Source organism: Streptomyces sp. SS1-1 (assembly GCF_008973465.1).
Classification (GTDB): Bacteria; Actinomycetota; Actinomycetes; order Streptomycetales; family Streptomycetaceae; genus Streptomyces.
The window spans coordinates 990,821-1,008,755 of the sequence record NZ_WBXN01000004.1 but is presented as its reverse complement, the minus strand read 5'-3'; the positions used below and the strand labels follow the sequence as shown (position 1 = coordinate 1,008,755).

Genomic DNA, 17,935 nt, shown 5'->3' with positions numbered 1-17,935 from the left:
GCGCCTCCTACCCCGTGGTCCCTCCAGTGTGCGCACAGGACCGGCGGCCGGACAGCCGGCCGCCGCCGGTCAGGCGGTCCCGGCCGGCGCGGTCCGGCCGGGCGGGCGGCGCCACTTCTCCTCGACGACCACTTCGCGCAGACGCCAGCCGTCGTCGGTGCGCACCAGTGCGAAGGCGTACCGGCCGCCGCTGACGAAGTCCGGCGGCCCGGCTTCCTCGCCCCCGGCCAGCCGCATCGGGTTCACATAGTCCGCGCCCACCCGAGCGGTGTCCCCGACGTCCTGCTCGAGGACGTCGAAGCGCACCCGGCGGTTGACGATCAGATGCTGCCGTACCGAGAAGGCCCCCATGCTCTCGGCCAACCACCCGGCGACCGTCCCGGCGTCCCCCTCGACACCCCCGGCCGAGCGGTAGTCGGCGCGGCCGGCCGGGGCGAACAGTCCGCGGTACGCCTCCCAGTCGCCGTCGTCCACGGCCACCGCGTACGCGGTGACCAGCTCGTCGACGGCCAGCCGGTCCCTGAGGGTGGCGATCTCCCCACGCTGCGTCATCGGCTCAGTGTTGGGCATGGGACGCGATGCGCCAAGAGGGCGGACGCGGATATCCGGTGCGTACTACGCCTCGGGGAGGGCGGGGGAGGCGACCACGGGCACCGCCGAGTTGGGGTCGACACCGGCGAAGGCCAGAGCGATGACGAACCCCGCCACCTCCTCCAACTGACGGACCCGGTCCAGCGTTCCCAGCGTCGCCGGGGTCCCGCCCACGTCCCGCACGAGGTCGCCGACCACCTTCAGGGCCGCCGGGTCGTCCCCGCACATCGCCACCGTCACCGGGGACCCGGTGGTGCCGGGCGAGGGGGTCCACCGGTCGGCGGGGAAGAGGTGGAACGCCTTCACGACCCGGGCGCCCGGCGCGAGACGCGCGATCCGCTCCGCCGCCGAGTCGCCGGGGCCGACGAGGAGCGTGCCGACACCGTGGGCCACGGCGTTCGTGGGGTCGATGAGCGGCGTCCCGTCGAGCGTGCCGTCCGGGGCGCCCGCCAGCCGCAGCATGTCCTCCACCCCGTCCCACGTCACGGCGAGCAGCACCGCGTCCCGCCCGTCGACCGCTTCGCGCGGCGCGACGGCCTCGGCCGCGCCGCCCAGTCGCCGGCTGATGCGCTCGGCCTTCGCCCGCGACCGCCCGGCCAGCGCCACCCCGTGCCCTGCCCGTGTCCAGCCCGTGGCCAGGGCCGTCGCGAGGGTCCCCGTTCCCAGAATCCCGATACGCATGAACTCGCCTCTCTCGTCGGTCAGCGGCCTTGCGGCCTTCTCGCCGCCGACGGACGCTAGGCGAGCCCACGCACACCGATCGGTGCGTGAGCGCGGGGGATGATGGCCTCGCCATGACGGAACAAGACGCCCACTGCCAGGAGTTCGTCGCCGACTGCCGGGTGCGCGCGGCCACGGACCTGTTCACCCACACCTGGGACCCGGTGGTCCTGGCGGCGCTCGGCGAGGGACGGCGCCGGCGTCACGCGCTGCGCACGGCGATCGGCGGCATCAGCGACAAGGCGCTCACCGAGGCCCTGCACCGCCTGCTCGCCACCGGCCTGATCGAACGCCACGCCCACCCGGAAGTGCCGCCCCGCGTCGAGTACGCCCTGACCGCCCTGGGCCGCAGCCTGGTCGAGGGCCCGATGGCAGCACTGGGCCGCTGGGCCCTGGAACACGGGGAGGAACTGCTGGAGGCCCGGGAGCGGGGGGTCGGAGAGGGGGCCTGGGAGGGGCGGTGAACCGTCAATTCCGTTGAGAGGGCCGATCCGGGGGTGGATCATGGGGGCCGTGACGCATGTGGCCCCCGTGGCGCCTCCCCCGACCCCTGGCGAGGTGTGTGCGCCCCCGCGTACGCCGTGCCCGTCGGCGGGCTCGTCGGGATCGGTTTCGCGACGCACCCCGACAGCGGTCACGATCTGGTGCTGGCCGTCTCCCACAGTGCGCACGGCCTGTTCGACGCCGTGACGGGTGAGAGGCTCGCCCAGGACGACGACCCGGACCCCGAGGACGCCCTGCCGGACGAGGCGTCCGGCCTCTCCTGCCCCGGACTGGGCCCGATCGCCGGGAGCCGGGTGCGTGTCGCCGGGTTGTTCGGCGGCGGGCTGCGCACCACGACCGAGGACGGCTGGAGTCTGGAGGTGGCGGGTCCGGTGCGGTCCGGCGAGGGTGTGCTGCTGTCGCGGGCCGGGCGGGAGGGCGAGCGGTGGATCCACGACACCGCCCGCACCGAGCTGCGGGCGGCCGGCTTCTCGCCCTCCGGGCTGACGCTGGCCGTGGCGACGAGCAGTGACCTGGCCCTGTGGACACGACGGCCGCTGAAGCACGCTATGACGGTCCATCAGTCCTGAGCTTCTCGCCCCTTCAAGCGGCCTTGACGACCTCGGCGCGGATGGCGGCCGCCCACTCGACCACCAGCAGCTCGTACTCCTCGCGCTCCTGGGCCGAGAGCGAGCCGCCCGCGCGCATCCACAGGGCACGGATCGCCTCGTTCACCTCGGCGGCGGAGCGCACGGAACCAGGCTGTAAGGGACTGGGGGACATGGTGTCAAGCCTAGGGGTTGGCACTGACCGTGCGCTACCGGACGGCTACACGCCACGTATGGCTTTGGTCACGAATACGACCAAAAACGTTTGCTCACCGCCGAGTCGGACGGCTCAGCCCGACGACTCCGCCGCGTGCGGGCTGAGGACGCCGGCCGCGACCAGGGCGATGATGACGAGGCCGAGCGCCACCCGGTAGTAGACGAAGGGCATGAAGCTCTTGGTCGAGATGAACTTCATGAACCATGCGATGACCGCGTATCCGGAGGCGAAGGCGATCACCGTGGCGAAGAGCGTCGGGCCCCAGGCGACATGATCGCTCTCCAGCGCGTCCTTGAGCTCGAAGAGGCCCGAGGCGAGGACGGCGGGGATCGCGAGCAGGAACGAGTAGCGGGCCGCCGACTCCCGCTGGTAGCCCATGAACAGGCCGCCGCTGATGGTGGCGCCCGAGCGGGACACGCCGGGGATGAGCGCCATGGCCTGGCAGAAGCCGTAGACGAGACCGTCCTTGACGTTCAGGTCCTCCAGCGACTTGCGCTGCTTGGCGGCGCGGTGCCGGCCGCCGGACTCGTCGCGGGCCGCCAGCCGGTCGGCGATGCCGATGACGATGCCGACCACGATCAGCATGGTCGCCGTGACCCGCAGATCACGGAACGGGCCCTCGATCTGGTCCTTGAGCGTCAGGCCGAGGACACCGATCGGGATCGAGCCGACGATGACCAGCCAGCCCATCTGGGCGTCGTGGTCGCGCCGCATCTCCTTGTTCGTCAGCGACTTCACCCACGCCAGGATGATCCGCCCGATGTCCTTGCGGAAGTAGATCAGGACCGCCGCCTCGGTGCCGATCTGGGTGATCGCGGTGAAGGCCGCGCCGGGGTCCTCCCAGCCCGAGAACGCCGCGGTCAGCCGTAGATGGGCGCTGGAGGACACGGGGAGGAATTCGGTCAGCCCCTGGACGAGTCCGAGGATGAGGGATTCAAACCAAGACATGACGTTACGGCGTCCAAGTGCTGATCGTGGCAGGGGATGCGCGGGGACCCGCGTCGTCGGCGCGGTGATCGCGGCTGTCGAGGGGCAGCGTAGCGCCCTCGGGTGAACCCCCTGCCACAGGGGCTCGGCGTGCTGGGGGCCGTCAGGCGGCGGTCGGGCCCGACACCGACCAGCCCGCTGCCTGGGGGTGCGCGGTGAGGTCCTCGTGCCGGACCGTCTCACCGCATGCCTGGCAGGTGACGACCGGAAGCAGTTCGTTGCCGCAGCTGTGCTCGATCACCATGGGGCGGTCGTCGTCCTGGCGCAGATGCCGGTCACCCCAGGCCATGAGCGTCATCAGGACCGGCTCCAGCTCGAGGCCGGCCTGCGTGGGCCGGTACTGGAACCGCTGCGGCCGCTCGCTGTACGCGCGCTTGGTGAGGATCCCGGCGTCGACGAGGCGGCGCAGCCGGGTGGAGAGGACGTCGCGCGGGGCGCCGATGTTGCGGACGAGCTGGTCGAAGCGGCCGTTGCCGAGGCAGACCTCGCGCAGGACGAGCAGGGAGTACTTCTCGCCGACGAGGGCCAGCGTGTCGGCGATCGAGCAGGGGCGGGGGTCCTTGGTGGCGGCCATGCCGGTCAGTCTAGGGAGTCGAGCGTCCGGTTTTCCAACCTTGCGGCTCAGATGGCTCAGATGGCTCAGACGGCTCAGACGGCTAAGACGGCTCAGAGGGGCGCGGCGCCCGTGGGTTTGAATTTCCAACCTACGGCGCTATGGTGAGTCCAGATTTCCTACTCGCCGGTAATCGTGCTCGCCGGTAATTGTGCTCACCGGCGATCATGCTCACCGGTAATCGGCTCGCGCGCCAAGGAGGCCCGCACCATGCGAGACGCAGTCATCGTCGAAGCCGTACGCACCCCGATCGGCAAGGGCAAGCCGAACGGCTCCCTCGCGCACGTCCACCCCGTCGAACTCCTCGCCCACACCCTGCGCAGCCTCGTCGAGCGCTCCGGGGTGGATCCGGCGCTGATCGACGACGTCATCGGCGGCACCGTCGACCAGGTCGGCGAGCAGGCCATGAACACCACCCGCTACGCCGCCCTGTCCGCGGGGTTCCCCGAGACGGTCCCGGCGACCACCGTCGACCGTCAGTGCGGCTCGTCCCAGCAGGCCGTGCACTTCGCCGCCCAGGGCGTCCTTTCCGGCGCGTACGACCTCGTCGTGGCCTGCGGGGTCGAGTCGATGAGCCGGGTGCCGATGTGGTCGAACGTGCCGCCCGGCAAGGACCCCTTCGGCCCCGGCATCGCCGCCCGCTACCCCGATGGGCTCGTCCCGCAGGGCATCAGCGCCGAACTGATCGCCGCGAAGTGGTCCCTCACCCGCGAGCAGATGGACGCGTTCGCCGTCTCCTCCCACCACCGGGCCGCCGCGGCCTGGCAGAACGGCCTGTTCGACGCCGAGGTCGCGCCCCTCGACGGCGTCGCGCGCGACGAGTGCGTCCGGCCCGGCAGCACGCCCGAGATCCTCGCCGGACTCAAGCCCGCCTACCACGACCCGGTGTTCGCCGAGCGCTTCCCGCAGATCGAGTGGAACGTCACCGCGGGCAACGCCAGCCCCATCAACGACGGCGCCTCGGCCGTGCTCATCACGTCCTCGGAGACGGCGGCCCGCCTCGGCCTGCGGCCCCTCGCCCGGCTGCACAGCTTCGCCGTCACCGGCTCCGACCCCGTCCTCATGCTGACCGGCGTGATCCCGGCGACCGAGAAGGTGCTGCGCCGCGCGCACCTGTCGATCGACGACATCGACCTGTTCGAGGTGAACGAGGCGTTCGCCAGCGTCGTGCTCGCCTGGCGGCAGGAGACCGGCGCGGACCTCGCCAAGGTCAACGTGCACGGCGGCGCGATCGCGCTCGGCCACCCGCTCGGCGCCAGCGGGACCCGGCTCACGACGACCCTGGTGCACGCCATGCGGGAGCGCGGCGCCCGTTACGCCCTGCAGACCATGTGCGAGGCCGGCGGACTCGCCAACGCGATGGTCCTCGAGGCCGTGTGAGCGACGGCGGCGCTCAGCGGCCGCGCAGGTGGTGGCGCTTGCGCCAGGCCACCACCACGCCGGCCAGCGCCGGTACGGCGATGCAGGCCAGCGCGATCAGGAAGGCGGGCGACGTCGGCGTGGAGGCACGGGCGCCGGCCACGACGTACGCGGCGGTGTTCGGGATCGAGCCGAGCGCCGTCGCCAGCAGGAACGGGACGTACCCCATGCGGGAGACGGAGGCGGCGTAGTTCGCGGCCCAGAACGGCACACCCGGGAAGAGCCGCACCGCCAGCATCGAGCGGAAGCCGTGCCGGCTGAACTGGCCGTCCGCCGCCTTCAGCACCCGGCCGCGCAGCAGCGGCCGCAGCGCGTCCTGGCCCAGCAGCCGGCCGAGCCCGAAGGCGATCCCGGCCCCCAGCACCGTGCCCGCGATCGCCGCGCCCAGACCCAGCTGGGAGCCGAACAGCGCGCCCGCCGCCAGGTTCAGCAGGGGACGCGGCACGAACGCCACCGTGACCAGGCCGTACGCCACCGCGAACAGCACGATCGCCGCCGCGCCCCCGAGGTGCGCCGGCCAGCCGTCCGACAGGAGTCTCTGCGGCTCGAAGAGCAGCACGCAGCACCCGGCAGCGGCCAGCAGGAGCACGAGCGCGGACAGCCGTGACCACGGCGAGAGCAGCGCTCTGCCGCAGCGCGCGGCCAGGCCGGCGGGCGCGGGCGTGAGCGAGGGGACGGGGACGGTGAGCTCCGTGGTGACGGCCCGGGGAGAGACCGTCGCGGTGCCCCCAGAGCGGGTGGTGGCATCGTCGAGCATTCGGCGACAGTAACCGAAGGGGACATGTGATCGCCGTATGGTCGTCATATGAGCACGACTGGCGCGGAAGCGGCGGACGTCCCGCACAGCGAGGTGGCCGACACGGTGATGGAGCGGCTGACCAGCACCTATGCCGCCGCCGCGGACCCGGAGCGGGCCGCCGCCATGCGGGCGTACATGAAGGACGTCGCCCCGTTCCTCGGCATCCCGTCGCCGGAGCGCCGCGCCCTGTCGCGCTCCGTCGTCCAGGGCACCCCGCGCCCCGGCGAACGCGACTGCGCCGCCGTCGCGCTGCGCTGCTGGCGGCTGCCGGAGCGGGAGTACCAGTACTTCGCCGTCGACTATCTGCGCCGGCATGGGACGCGTCTGTCCTCCGGGTTCCTGCCGGTGGCCCGGCAGTTGGTGTCCACGGTGTCCTGGTGGGACACCGTCGACGCGCTCGCCGCGCACGTCGTGGGAGGGCTCGTCGAGGCGGATGCCTCGCTGGCCGAGGACATGGACGCCTGGATCGAGGACGACGACCTGTGGGTCGTCCGCACCGCCCTCCTGCACCAGCTCCGCTACAGGGAACGCACCGACGCCGGGCGCCTGTTCGCCTACTGCCTGCGCCAGTCCGGGCACCCCGGCTTCTTCGTCCGCAAGGCCATCGGCTGGTGCCTGCGGGAGTACGCCAAGACCGACCCCGGGGCCGTACGGGACTTCCTGGCGCGCGAGGGCGGGCGGTTCGCCCCGCTGTCCGTGCGTGAGGCGCTGAAGAACATCGGCGCCTGAAGGCCCTGCGCGGGCGGCGGAAAACCATTCGACGCCGGGGGCGGCCTCGGCGATGATCGACGTCATGTTCCGGTACGCCTTCGTTCTCGCCGCATCCGCAGTCGCGGATACGCCGAAGGCTGCCGTCCTCGTCTTCCTGGCCGCCGTCGACGGCGCCCGAAGCTGACCCTCTCCGGAACGTCCGGCGGACCCCGCAGGGGGAGGGTCGGCGGTTCCACGGGGTCCCCGCTCTTCCCACGGAGACGTCCTGAGACGTCAGACTTCGGAGTACACCCATGTCCAAGACGGCGTACGTGCGTACCAAGCCGCATCTGAACATCGGCACGATGGGACACGTCGACCACGGCAAGACCACGCTGACTGCCGCCATCACCAAGGTCCTGGCCGAGCGCGGCTCCGGCACCTTCGTGCCGTTCGACCGCATCGACCGGGCGCCGGAGGAGGCGGCCCGCGGCATCACGATCAACATCGCGCACGTCGAGTACGAGACCGACACCCGTCACTACGCGCACGTCGACATGCCGGGCCACGCCGACTACGTGAAGAACATGGTCACCGGCGCGGCCCAGCTCGACGGGGCGATCCTCGTCGTCTCCGCCCTCGACGGCATCATGCCGCAGACCGCGGAACACGTGCTGCTCGCCCGGCAGGTGGGCGTCGACCACATCGTCGTCGCCCTCAACAAGGCCGACGCCGGCGACCCGGAGCTGCTCGACCTCGTCGAGCTGGAGGTCCGGGACCTGCTCAGCGAGCACGGCTACGGCGGCGACGCCGCGCCCGTCGTACGGGTCTCGGGGCTCAAGGCGCTGGAGGGCGACCCCCAGTGGACGGCGGCCGTCGAGGCGCTGCTCGACGCGGTGGACACCTATGTGCCCATGCCGGAGCGGTACGTCGACGCGCCGTTCCTGCTGCCCGTCGAGAACGTCCTGACCATCACCGGCCGGGGGACCGTGGTCACCGGCGCCGTGGAGCGGGGGACCGTCCGCGTCGGCGACCGGGTCGAGGTGCTCGGGGCCGGCGTGGAGACCGTCGTGACCGGCCTGGAGACCTTCGGCAAGCCGATGGACGAGGCCCAGGCCGGGGACAACGTGGCGCTGCTGCTGCGGGGCGTCCCCCGGGACGCCGTCCGGCGCGGGCACGTGGTGGCCGCGCCGGGCAGCGTGGAGCCCCGCAGCCGCTTCACGGCGCAGGTGTACGTCCTGTCGACCCGGGAGGGCGGTCGCTCGACGCCGCTGTCCACCGGCTACCGGCCGCAGTTCTACATCCGCACCGCGGACGTGGTGGGGGACGTCGACCTCGGTGAGGCGGCCGTCGCGCGGCCCGGTGAGACCGTGACGATGACGGTCGAGCTGGGGCGCGAGGTGCCGCTGGAGCCCGGTCTCGGGTTCGCCATCCGTGAGGGTGGCCGGACCGTCGGGGCCGGGACGGTGACCGCCGTCGTATGACGGACCGGGGGCCGTGCGACCGGGACTGCCTGGCGCACGGCCCCCGTGCCGGTGACGGGACCGGGGCGCACGGCCCCCGTGCCGGTGGCGGGACGGGGGCGCCCACAATGGGGGAGTGAACGACTCCAGACCCGTCGCCGGTGCCACCGGGCACGGCTTCGCCAAGCTCATGCCCGACGTCGACCGCGAACGGGCCTGGCTGCTCACCGTCGACGGCGCCCCGCAGTCGTACGTCGATCTCGACGCGCCCACGCACCTGGAGTTCGAGTACGTGCGCCGGGTCGGGCACGCGCTGGACGTCGTGGCGGAGCCGGGGCGCGCCCTGGACGTGGTGCATCTCGGGGGTGGGGCGCTCACCCTGCCCCGGTACGTCGCCGCCACCCGGCCGGGCTCCCGGCAGCACGTCGTGGAACTCGACGGCGCGCTGCTGGACCTCGTCCTGGAGCATCTGCCGACGCCCGCGGGCGCCGACATCACCGCGCACGCCGCCGACGCGCGGGCCTGGCTCGACGCCGCCCCGGCGCAGTCCGCCGACGTGCTCGTCGCGGACGTGTTCCGGGGCTCCCGGGTGCCCGCGCACATCACGTCCGTCGAGTACGCCCGCGCCGCCGCCCGGGTGCTCCGGGGCGACGGGGTCTACCTCGCGAACCTCGCCGACGCCGCGCCGTTCGCCTTCCTGCGCTCCCAACTGGCCAACCTGGCCACCGTCTTCGAGGAGCTCGCGCTGATCGCCGAACCGGCCGTGCTGCGCGGGCGGCGCTTCGGGAACGCGGTCCTGGTCGCCGCGCACCGGCCCGTGGACACGGCCGCCCTGGCCCGGCTGACCGCGGGCGACGCGTTCCCCGCGCGCGTGGAGCACGGCGCCGGGGTGCGGGCCTTCATGGGGGCGGCGCGTCCGGTGCGCGACGAGGACGCCGTCCCGTCACCCGAGCCGCCCGAGGGGGCGTTCGGCATCGGCTGACCGTCCGCGAGCCATGCGATCAGGGGCCGGTGCCGTCAGCCGATCCCTTCGGCCGGGGCCTCCGTGCCCGCCGGGGCGCCGGTGCCGCCCGACGTCACGGGCTTGCCGCGGCGGCGCAGATTGCGGACGTCCGGCACGCACAGGACCGCGGCGGTGACCAGCACGATCAGCGCGGCGCAGCCCCACAGCGCCGGCGTGCGCCCGAACGCCGTCTCCGCCGGGCCGGCGAGGGCCGTCGCCAGCGGGACCATGGCGACCGAGCCGAACCAGTCGTAGGCCGAGACGCGGGACAGCTTGTCCTCCGGTATCTCCTGGTGCAGCGCGGTCATCCAGGAGACGCCGAACACCTCCAGCGTCACGCCGGTCAGGAACATCACCGCGCACAGCGCGCCCACCGGGACCGGCACGGCGAGCGCGGCGGACGGCAGGGCCAGCGGGAAGACGCACAGGGTGCCGGCGAGGAGGAGGCGGCGCGGCTGCCAGCGCGTCATGAGCAGCGCGCCGGCCACGGTGCCCGCGCCGAAGAACCCCAAGGCCACGCCCCACGGGCCGGCCCCGCCGAGGTGGTCCCGGGCGACGAGCGGACCGTAGACCGCGTCGGCCGCGGCGACCACGGCGTTGGCGACGGAGAACTGGACGACCACACCCCACAGCCACGGCCGTCCCACGAACTCCCGCCAGCCCTCGCGCAGATCCGCGAGCATGCCGCCGCCGGGCGCGCGCGGCGCCACCCGGCTGACGTCCAGCAGGGCCCGCATCGCCCCGGCCACCGCGAAGGCGGCGGCGTCCGCCGCCAGCACCCAGCCCGGCCCCAGCGCCGCCACCATGGCACCGCCGAGCGCCGCGCCGCCGACGGCCGCGCCCTGCATCGCCATCCGGAACACCGCGAACGCCCGGCCCGCCTGCTCCCCGCGCACCGACGACAGCAGCATGCCCTCGGCGGCCGGGCTGAAGAACGCCTGGCCGGTGCCGCCGAGCGCGGTCAGCAGCATCATCTGCCACAGCTCGGCCTCGCCGGTGAGGACCAGCGCGGCGAAGACCGCCTGCGACACACAGTTGAGGGCGTTGGCCGCGACCATCACCCGGTGCCGGGGGAGCCGGTCCGCGACGGCGCCGCCGATCAGCAGGAAGAGCACCAGGGGCAGGGTCCGGGAGGCGGCGACCAGGCCCACGTCACCGCCGTCGCCGCCCGCCTCCAGGACGGCGAAGGCCGCGGCGATCAGCGCGCCGTTGCTGCCGAGGTTGGTGACGAACGCCGAGGCGGTCAGCAGGCTGTAGTTGCGGCCGGCCCAGGCGGGTCGGCGCGAGCGGCGGGAAGCGGGGGCGGCGCGGGTCACCGGCCGACTATCGCCGTCCGGCCCCCGGTTTGCCAAGCCGATGCGCAGGTCACGGCCGGGAACGGGCGCTCGGGACGCCGTGCCCGGTTCCGGGTGAGGGGTGCGTCACGGACGTCTGTCCCCCGCCCTTACTCGCGAGTAACGTGACGGCCATGAGCGCAGACCAGCTGTCCGTCGGCGAACTGCTCGTCGCCGCCGTGCCCATGGCCCGGACCCTGCACCTCGAGTTCGTGGAGATCACCCCCGAGCGGGCCGTGGTGCTCCTGCCGGACCAGAGCGCGTTCCACCACCACGTGGGCGGGCCGCACGCCGGTGCCCTGTTCGCGCTCGGCGAGGCCGCGGGCGGGGCCCTCGTGCTGTCCGCGTTCGGGGACCAGCTGGCCCGCGCCGTGCCGCTCGCGGTCGGCGCCGAGATCGCCTACCGCCGGCTCGCCATGGGAGCGGTGACGGCCACCGCGACCCTCGGCCGCCCGGCCGCCGACGTCGTCGCGCAGCTGGACGCGGGCGAGCGGCCCGAGTTCCCGGTGACGATCGAGATCCGGCGCGCGGACGGCGCTCTGACCGGCGAGATGACGGCGACCTGGACCCTGCGGTCGAACGGCTGAGCGACGCCGCCGCGAACGGCCGACCGGCTCGCGTGCCTGTCATGAGTCGGTGCGGACGCAACCCGGGCGCCGCCCGGGACGTCCAACAGAGCGGGTAGGCTTCCCCGATGCGCGCCCACCGCACAGCGGGCGCCCGGGAACGCAGGGTCAGGCACACGAGAGGAAGCGGCGTTGCACGTCCAGGAATGGCTCGAAACGGTGCCCCCGCTGGCGATCTACCTTCTGGTCGGCCTGGTCATCGGACTGGAGAGCCTGGGCATCCCGCTGCCCGGCGAGATCATCCTGGTGTCGTCCGCCCTGCTCGCCTCGCAGCACGGTGAGATCGACCCGTTCGTGCTCGGCGCCTGCGCGAGCGCCGGCGCGGTCATCGGTGACTCCATCGGCTACGCCATCGGCCGCAAGGGAGGCAGGCCGCTGCTGGCCTGGCTGGGCGCGAAGTTCCCCAGGCACTTCAGCGAGGGGCATGTCGCGACCGCCGAGCGGTCCTTCCAGAAGTGGGGGATGTGGGCGGTCTTCTTCGGCCGGTTCGTCGCCCTCCTGCGCATCTTCGCCGGACCCCTCGCGGGCGTCCTGCGCATGCCGTACTGGAAGTTCCTGATCGCGAACGTGCTCGGCGGCATCGTTTGGGCCGGCGGCACGACCGCCGTCATCTACTACGTCGGCGTGGTCGCCGAGTCCTGGCTGAAGCGCTTCTCCTGGCTGGGGCTGGTCGCGGCGGTCCTGATCGGCCTCGCCTCGTTCCTGATCGTCAAGCGCAAGGCCGCCAAGGCGGGGGCCGCACACCAGGAAGCCGAGCCCGCGCCGGTCCCCGCGGGCGACTGAGCGCCCCCGGCCCGGCGCGGCGGGCGCGGCGGACTCAGCCGCGCCCTTCGTGCTCCTCGCGGTGCGCCTTGGCGAGCTCGGCGTACATCGTGCCGTTGAGCGTGACCCCCTGCCGCTCCTCCTCGGTGAGCGGCCGCTTCACCTTCGCCGGCACGCCCGCCACCAGCGACCCCGGCGGCACGACCATCCCCTGCGGCACCAGCGCCTGCGCGGCGACCAGCGAGCCCGCCCCGATGACCGCGCCGTTCAGCACGGTCGCGCCCATCCCGACGAGACAGTCGTCCTCGACGGTCGCGCCGTGCACGACCGCGTTGTGCCCGACCGACACCCGCGCGCCCACGCGCACCGGGAAACCCGGGTCGGCGTGGAGCGTGCAGTTGTCCTGGATGTTGGCCCGCTCCCCGACGGAGATCGACTCGACGTCGCCGCGCACCACCGCGCCGTACCAGACGCTGGCGCCCGCCTCCAGGGTGACGTCCCCGATCACGGACGCCGTCGGCGCCACGAACGCGGACCCGTCGATCCTCGGCTCCCGTCCCGCGATCCCCATGACCAGCGCCTTGTCCGTCATCGCCCTCTCCTCACCGTGAACGTCGTCGACACCGCGCACCGTACGCCACCTGGTAGGGCGAAGATCACAGGCCCTCGGCCTCATCACGGCCGCGAACGCTCAGTACCGTGAGGCCGTGCCCAAGCGCAAGAACACGTTCTCATCCTGGCGACGCCGACTGGCGCAGCGCGCCGTCCACGCGGGCTGGGCGTGGGCGCAGCGCACGGGCTCGGTGACCGCGGAGCATCCGGGCCGCTTCCGGTTCGGCTCCCTCGGCGAGGCCACCCGGCTGGCCTTCCCGCTCGGCACGGTCTTCGGCGAACCGTGGATCCACCTCGGCTCGCACTGCATCGTCGGCGAGCAGGTCACCCTGACGGCAGGGCTGATGCCCGACCTCGACCTCGGCCCGGACCCGATCCTGCGCATCGGCGACGGCGTCGTCCTCGGCCGCGGCAGCCACGTCATCGCCGACACGACGGTGACCATCGGCAGCGACTGCTACTTCGGCCCGTACGTCTACGTCACCTCCACCAACCACTCCTACGACGACCCGCACGAGCCCATCGGCCGGCAGTGGCCGCGCATGGAGCCGGTCGAGATCGGCCCCGGATGCTGGATCGGCACCGGCGCGGTGATCCTGCCGGGCGCGACGATCGGGCGGAACGTGGTGGTCGCCGCCGGCGCGGTCGTCCGCGGCACGGTGCCGGACCACTCCGTGGTCGCGGGCGCGCCGGCCCGGGTCGTACGGCGCTGGACCTCCGAGGACGGCTGGCAGCCACCGCTGCGGACCCCGGCGCCCGTACCGATACCGGACGGTGTGACCCCCGGCCAGCTCCAGGCACTGGCGGACCTCGACGAGGAGACGGTGGCCCGGCTGGCGGAACTGGACGAGCGGACGACCGCGGAACTGGCGGAGCCGGCCACCGAGTCATGACGGGGGCGCCGGCGGGTCAGCGGCACGTTGCCCGCGGGCGCGGGCGCGGGCCCGGCACGGCACGGCCGGTGCCGGTTGGCCTGGGGCCGGCAGGGCTGTGCTCGCCGGTGCGCCGCGCGGGGCCGGTGCGGTAGGCCTGCGGCCGGCAGGATCGTGCTGCGCAGGTGGGCCAGACGTGGCCGGCGCGGTGGTCCTGCGGCGGCAGCGTGTGCCTATGTGGGCGGGCCTGGCTGGGGTGTTCGGGGCGGGCTGCGGCGGGTGGGACCGTGCTGGCGGGGGTGAGCCTGGTACGGCTCGTCGGGGGAGGTTGCGGGCGGCGGGGCCGTGCTCGTGGGGATGCGCCTGGCACGCCGCCGACAGCACCGCACGCGAGGATGCGCCCGGCACAGCCGACACGGATCAGTCCGCGGCGGCAGCACGCGCCCACGTCGGCGCGCTCGGTACGGCCCGGCGCGGCCCGCCCCGGTCAGCCCGCCGCCAGCAGTACCGTTCCCACCAGGGCCAGCCCCGCCCCCGCCGCCTGTAGGCCGGCCAGGCGTTCCCGTAGTACGCCGCGTGCCGCCAGGGCGGTCACCACCGGGTAGAGCGAGGCGAGTACGGCGGCCACGGTCACCGGGCCGTGGTGTGCGGCGACCACATAGGTGCCGTTCGCCGCGACATCGGCGAGACCGACGAAGGCGAGCGCGGGGAGCGAGTGCCAGGGGAAGGCGCCGTCCGGGAGGGCGGGTGCCCCCCGCCGCACCGAGACGTACAGCGCGAGGCCGCCGGCGCCGACGTTGACGACGCGCTGTACGAAGAGCGCGAGGAACAGCCCGGTGATGGTGGTCGACGCCTCCGCGACCAGGACGAAGACCGTGCCGAAGCCGAAGGCCGCGACCAGCGTGAGCAGGATCGCCCGCCGCTGCACCGGAGCGCCCCGCAGCTGCGGCCCGCCCGCCAGGACCACTCCGAGCACCGCCACCGCGATCCCCGCCGTCTGCACCAGACCGGGCCGCTCGCCCAGGAAGAGGCCCGCCCCGACCGGGACGGCCACGCCCACCGTGCCGAGCGGGGAGACCACGCCCATGGGGCCGAGCGCGAGCGCCTTGTAGAAGCAGAGGAGGGCCACGGGGCCCACCAAGCCGGCCGCGACCGCCCACCACAACCGCGGCCCCGCCTCGCTCCACGCACCCGTGGCCAGGACGATCACGCCGAGCACGGCCGCCGCGATGGCCTGCGAGACGACGACCACCGTCAGCGCGGGGGTGCGCCGGGTCAGCACGCCTCCGCCGAAGTCCGCCAGACCCCAGAGCAGACTGGTGGCCAGGGCGAAGAGTGCTGTCACAAGAGCCTCGCAGTACAGTTCCGTGCACGATCGGGTGCACCCCACGGTAGTGCTGTCCAGTGGACCCTGTCATCTAAAATATTGGACTCCGCAAGGACGGAATGTGTCGGACCTCGACCTGCTGACCCAGTCCCTGGCACGCAACGTCAAGCATTGGCGGACGGTGCGCGGCTTCACGCTGGACGTGCTCGCGTCCCGGGCCGGCGTCAGCCGCGGCATGCTCATCCAGATCGAGCAGGCCCGCACCAACCCCAGCCTCGGCACGGTCGTCAAGATCGGCGACGCCCTCGGCGTCAGCATCACCACGCTCCTCGACTACGAGCGGGGCCCGAAGGTGCGGGTCGTCCCGGCCGACCAGGTCGTCCGGCTGTGGCACACCGACGCCGGCAGTCACAGCCGGCTCCTCGCCGGGGCGGAGGCCCCCGGCCCGATGGAGATGTGGCACTGGCGGATGATGCCGGGCGAGAGCAGCAGCTCGGACGCGCACCCCGTGGGCACCGTCGAGATCGTGCACGTCACGGCCGGCGAACTGACCCTCACCGTCGACGGCGTGGACCACCGCGTCCCGGCCGGCGCGAGCGCCACCTTCGAGGCCGACGCCCCGCACGTGTACGGCAACCAGGGCGACGTCCCGGCCGAGTGGATGCTCGCCGTCTCCGTCCCGCCCGCACGCTGAGACGTCCCTCCGACGGCGGCCGGGCGCCTGTTAGCGTGCGGCCATGGACGCACCCATCGGACAGTTCGACACCGCCACACCCGCTCCCGAGTGCCTCGACGCCCTGATCGGCCCGGTCGCCGACGCCGTACGGAACTGGCACGGCAGCGTCCCCGCCGAGCAGATCGTCTACGTCGACACCGACCCGCAGTGGGCCGACACCGCCGTCTTCGTCGAGCACTACGGGCAGGAACTCCTCGAGACGTCCGCGAACTGCGTGGTCGTCGCCGGGAAGCGCGGCGGTGAGACCACGCTCGCGGCCTGCCTGGTCCTGTCCACCACCCGCGCCGACGTGAACGGCGTCGTCCGCCGTACGCTCGGCGCCCGCAAGGCGTCCTTCGCCTCCATGGACACCGCCACCGGCGAGACCGGCATGGAGTACGGCGGCATCACCCCGATCGGCCTGCCCGCCTCCTGGCCCCTGCTCGTCGACCCGGCCGTCGTCGACCTGCCGTACGTGCTGGTCGGCAGCGGCCGCCGGCGCGGCAAGCTGCTGGTCCCCGGCAAGGCGTTCGCCGAACTGCCCAACGCCGTCGTCCTGGAGGGGCTCGGCGTCGCCGCGGGCTGAGGCGCGATGTCTCACGCCGTCATGTGGTGCGCGAGCACATGGTGCGGGTCCTCCTCGCCCGTCACCGGCGCCGGATCGGCGTGCACCAGCGCCGCCGTGAGCCGGGGGACGGCGTGCAGCAGCGCGTGCTCGGCGTCCACCGCGATCGCGTGCGCCTGACGCACCGTCGCCTCGCCGTCCACGACCACGGCCACCTCGGCGCGCAGCCGGTGCCCGATCCAGCGCAGCCGCAGCTCGCCGACACCCCGGACGCCGGGGACGTCCCGCAGGGCCCGCTCAACCCGGTCCACCAGGGCCGGGTCCACGGCGTCCATCACCCGCCGGAACACCTCGCGCGCCGCGTCCCGCAGCACCAGCACGATCGCGGCCGTGATCGCGAGCCCCACGACCGGGTCCGCCCACCGCCACCCCACGGCGGCGCCGCCCGCGCCCGCCAGCACCGCCAGCGAGGTGAACCCGTCGGTGCGGGCGTGCAGCCCGTCGGCGACCAGCGCCGCCGAGCCGATCGCCCGCCCGACCCGGACGCGGTACCGGGCCACCCACTCGTTCCCGGCGAAGCCGATGAGCGCCGCCACCGCCACCACCGGGACATGCTGCATGGGGCGCGGCTCCAGCAGGCGGGCCACGGCCGTCCAGCCCGCGAAGACCGCGGACGCGGCGATGGTGAGCACGATGACCAGGCCCGCCAGATCCTCGGCCCGGCCGTACCCGTAGGTGAAGCGGCGGGTCGCCGCGCGCCGGCCCAGGACGAAGGCGATCCCGAGGGGGACGGCCGTCAGCGCGTCCGCGGTGTTGTGCACCGTGTCGCCGAGCAGCGCGACGGACCCGGAGACCGCGACCACGACCGCCTGCGCCAGCGCCGTCACCCCGAGGACCAGCAAGGAGACCCACAGGGCCCGCATCCCGCGCGCCGAGGACTCCAGGGCGGAGTCCAGCTTGTCGGCGGTCTCGTGGGAGTGCGGGCGCAGGAGGTGGGCGAGGCGGTGCCGGAGGGGCGCCCGGGTGTGCGGGCCCCCTTGCTTCCCTGGATGCCGGTGTCCGTCCTGCCCCTGCGGGTGACCCTCGCTCACGGCGATCCCCTTCCGATGCGCGGAGGTGGACGGCCGGCCGCCCACGGAGCCATTATGTGCGTATGAGCGCACGCATGCACCTGTCATCTGCGCACGGTGCGCATCCGCGCAGTCCGGGCGAGGAGCAGTTCGCCCTGGCCGCCGAACTCCTTGCCCTGCTCGGGGACCGCACCCGGCTCACCCTGCTGCACGCCCTCACCGCCGGGGAGGCGGACGTCACGACGCTCACCGAGGCGTGCGGAGCGGCCAGGCCCGCCGTCAGCCAGCATCTCGCCCGGCTGCGGCTCGCCGGTCTGGTGGACACGCGCAAGGAGGGGCGGCGGGTGATCTACTCCCTGCGCGACAGCCATCTGCGCCGCCTCGTCGACGAGGCCCTGAACGTGGCGGACCACCGGCTCAGCGACCGCCCGCCGCACGACTGAGGCGGCACGCGGAACC

Annotated in this window: 22 protein-coding genes; 12 read left to right on the top strand and 10 right to left on the bottom strand. The window is 73.7% G+C overall.

From position 1 onward, the window contains the following. Positions 1-69: 69 nt before the first annotated feature. Positions 70-552, bottom strand: a complete 483-nt coding sequence (locus tag F8R89_RS05680) for a nuclear transport factor 2 family protein (RefSeq protein ID WP_151782940.1) — start codon at positions 550-552, stop codon at positions 70-72. 63 nt (positions 553-615) lie between these two features. Then, positions 616-1,272 (bottom strand): NADPH-dependent F420 reductase, encoded by a 657-nt coding sequence (locus F8R89_RS05675; RefSeq protein WP_151782939.1) that lies wholly within the window; start codon positions 1,270-1,272, stop codon positions 616-618. A gap of 113 nt (positions 1,273-1,385) precedes the next feature. Between F8R89_RS05675 and F8R89_RS05670 the strand changes: the two genes are divergently transcribed. Next, positions 1,386-1,775: a winged helix-turn-helix transcriptional regulator gene (locus F8R89_RS05670; protein WP_151782938.1), complete on the top strand. Its 390-nt coding sequence runs from the start codon at positions 1,386-1,388 to the stop codon at positions 1,773-1,775. Between the two features lie 96 nt (positions 1,776-1,871). After that, on the top strand, positions 1,872-2,384 hold the full coding sequence (locus F8R89_RS05665) for a hypothetical protein (protein ID WP_225994335.1): 513 nt from the start codon (positions 1,872-1,874) through the stop codon (positions 2,382-2,384). A 13-nt stretch (positions 2,385-2,397) separates the two neighbouring features. Here F8R89_RS05665 and F8R89_RS05660 read toward each other — a convergent pair whose 3' ends face one another. The 3 genes from F8R89_RS05660 to F8R89_RS05650 all read right to left on the bottom strand — a co-directional run bounded on the left by F8R89_RS05660 (position 2,398) and on the right by F8R89_RS05650 (position 4,180). Then, the gene (locus F8R89_RS05660; protein ID WP_151782936.1) at positions 2,398-2,577 is read right to left on the bottom strand and encodes a hypothetical protein; all 180 of its coding nucleotides are present in this window, start codon (positions 2,575-2,577) and stop codon (positions 2,398-2,400) included. A 114-nt stretch (positions 2,578-2,691) separates the two neighbouring features. Continuing rightward, a complete protein-coding gene (locus F8R89_RS05655) occupies positions 2,692-3,567 on the bottom strand; it encodes an undecaprenyl-diphosphate phosphatase (RefSeq protein WP_151782935.1) in 876 nt (291 codons plus the stop codon). 142 nt (positions 3,568-3,709) lie between these two features. Further along, complete coding sequence (locus tag F8R89_RS05650; protein ID WP_151782934.1) at positions 3,710-4,180, bottom strand: winged helix-turn-helix transcriptional regulator; 471 nt, start codon at positions 4,178-4,180, stop codon at positions 3,710-3,712. 249 nt (positions 4,181-4,429) lie between these two features. Between F8R89_RS05650 and F8R89_RS05645 the strand changes: the two genes are divergently transcribed. After that, on the top strand, positions 4,430-5,599 hold the full coding sequence (locus tag F8R89_RS05645) for a thiolase family protein (protein ID WP_151782933.1): 1,170 nt from the start codon (positions 4,430-4,432) through the stop codon (positions 5,597-5,599). Positions 5,600-5,612: 13 nt separating this feature from the next. On the opposite strand, the gene F8R89_RS05640 is transcribed toward F8R89_RS05645, so the two are convergent. Beyond that, on the bottom strand, positions 5,613-6,395 hold the full coding sequence (locus tag F8R89_RS05640; protein WP_151782932.1) for a TVP38/TMEM64 family protein: 783 nt from the start codon (positions 6,393-6,395) through the stop codon (positions 5,613-5,615). A 48-nt stretch (positions 6,396-6,443) separates the two neighbouring features. Between F8R89_RS05640 and F8R89_RS05635 the strand changes: the two genes are divergently transcribed. The 3 genes from F8R89_RS05635 (at position 6,444) to F8R89_RS05625 (ending at position 9,572) form a co-directional block, all read left to right on the top strand. Then, positions 6,444-7,166 (top strand): DNA alkylation repair protein, encoded by a 723-nt coding sequence (locus F8R89_RS05635; protein WP_151782931.1) that lies wholly within the window; start codon positions 6,444-6,446, stop codon positions 7,164-7,166. A 275-nt stretch (positions 7,167-7,441) separates the two neighbouring features. Continuing rightward, positions 7,442-8,611: an elongation factor Tu gene (gene tuf / locus F8R89_RS05630; protein ID WP_151782930.1), complete on the top strand. Its 1,170-nt coding sequence runs from the start codon at positions 7,442-7,444 to the stop codon at positions 8,609-8,611. A 169-nt stretch (positions 8,612-8,780) separates the two neighbouring features. Further along, positions 8,781-9,572, top strand: a complete 792-nt coding sequence (locus tag F8R89_RS05625; protein WP_413251288.1) for a spermidine synthase — start codon at positions 8,781-8,783, stop codon at positions 9,570-9,572. Between the two features lie 35 nt (positions 9,573-9,607). Here the strand turns inward: F8R89_RS05625 and F8R89_RS05620 are convergent, their stop codons facing one another. Continuing rightward, positions 9,608-10,909: an MFS transporter gene (locus F8R89_RS05620; RefSeq protein WP_151782928.1), complete on the bottom strand. Its 1,302-nt coding sequence runs from the start codon at positions 10,907-10,909 to the stop codon at positions 9,608-9,610. Between the two features lie 152 nt (positions 10,910-11,061). Between F8R89_RS05620 and F8R89_RS05615 the strand changes: the two genes are divergently transcribed. Together F8R89_RS05615 and F8R89_RS05610 are read left to right on the top strand one after the other, a co-directional pair. Further along, the gene (locus F8R89_RS05615; protein ID WP_192806052.1) at positions 11,062-11,514 is read left to right on the top strand and encodes a DUF4442 domain-containing protein; all 453 of its coding nucleotides are present in this window, start codon (positions 11,062-11,064) and stop codon (positions 11,512-11,514) included. A 171-nt stretch (positions 11,515-11,685) separates the two neighbouring features. Continuing rightward, positions 11,686-12,336 (top strand): DedA family protein, encoded by a 651-nt coding sequence (locus F8R89_RS05610; RefSeq protein WP_151782927.1) that lies wholly within the window; start codon positions 11,686-11,688, stop codon positions 12,334-12,336. A gap of 34 nt (positions 12,337-12,370) precedes the next feature. Here the strand turns inward: F8R89_RS05610 and F8R89_RS05605 are convergent, their stop codons facing one another. Continuing rightward, the gene (locus F8R89_RS05605; protein WP_151782926.1) at positions 12,371-12,907 is read right to left on the bottom strand and encodes a gamma carbonic anhydrase family protein; all 537 of its coding nucleotides are present in this window, start codon (positions 12,905-12,907) and stop codon (positions 12,371-12,373) included. Between the two features lie 115 nt (positions 12,908-13,022). On the opposite strand from F8R89_RS05605, the gene F8R89_RS05600 reads away from it, so the two are divergent. Then, on the top strand, positions 13,023-13,820 hold the full coding sequence (locus F8R89_RS05600) for an acyltransferase (protein ID WP_151782925.1): 798 nt from the start codon (positions 13,023-13,025) through the stop codon (positions 13,818-13,820). Between the two features lie 466 nt (positions 13,821-14,286). Here F8R89_RS05600 and F8R89_RS05595 read toward each other — a convergent pair whose 3' ends face one another. Then, positions 14,287-15,144 (bottom strand): DMT family transporter, encoded by an 858-nt coding sequence (locus tag F8R89_RS05595; RefSeq protein ID WP_151782924.1) that lies wholly within the window; start codon positions 15,142-15,144, stop codon positions 14,287-14,289. Positions 15,145-15,247: 103 nt separating this feature from the next. On the opposite strand from F8R89_RS05595, the gene F8R89_RS05590 reads away from it, so the two are divergent. After that, entirely contained in the window at positions 15,248-15,820 is a 573-nt protein-coding gene (locus F8R89_RS05590; RefSeq protein ID WP_151782923.1) for a helix-turn-helix domain-containing protein, read from the top strand. Between the two features lie 43 nt (positions 15,821-15,863). Next, positions 15,864-16,427 (top strand): YbaK/EbsC family protein, encoded by a 564-nt coding sequence (locus tag F8R89_RS05585; RefSeq protein ID WP_151782922.1) that lies wholly within the window; start codon positions 15,864-15,866, stop codon positions 16,425-16,427. An 11-nt stretch (positions 16,428-16,438) separates the two neighbouring features. On the opposite strand, the gene F8R89_RS05580 is transcribed toward F8R89_RS05585, so the two are convergent. Further along, positions 16,439-17,497, bottom strand: coding sequence for a cation diffusion facilitator family transporter (locus F8R89_RS05580; protein WP_225994334.1), 1,059 nt, complete (start codon positions 17,495-17,497; stop codon positions 16,439-16,441). A 62-nt stretch (positions 17,498-17,559) separates the two neighbouring features. On the opposite strand from F8R89_RS05580, the gene F8R89_RS05575 reads away from it, so the two are divergent. Then, complete coding sequence (locus tag F8R89_RS05575) at positions 17,560-17,919, top strand: ArsR/SmtB family transcription factor (RefSeq protein ID WP_192806051.1); 360 nt, start codon at positions 17,560-17,562, stop codon at positions 17,917-17,919. Positions 17,920-17,935 lie beyond the last annotated feature (16 nt).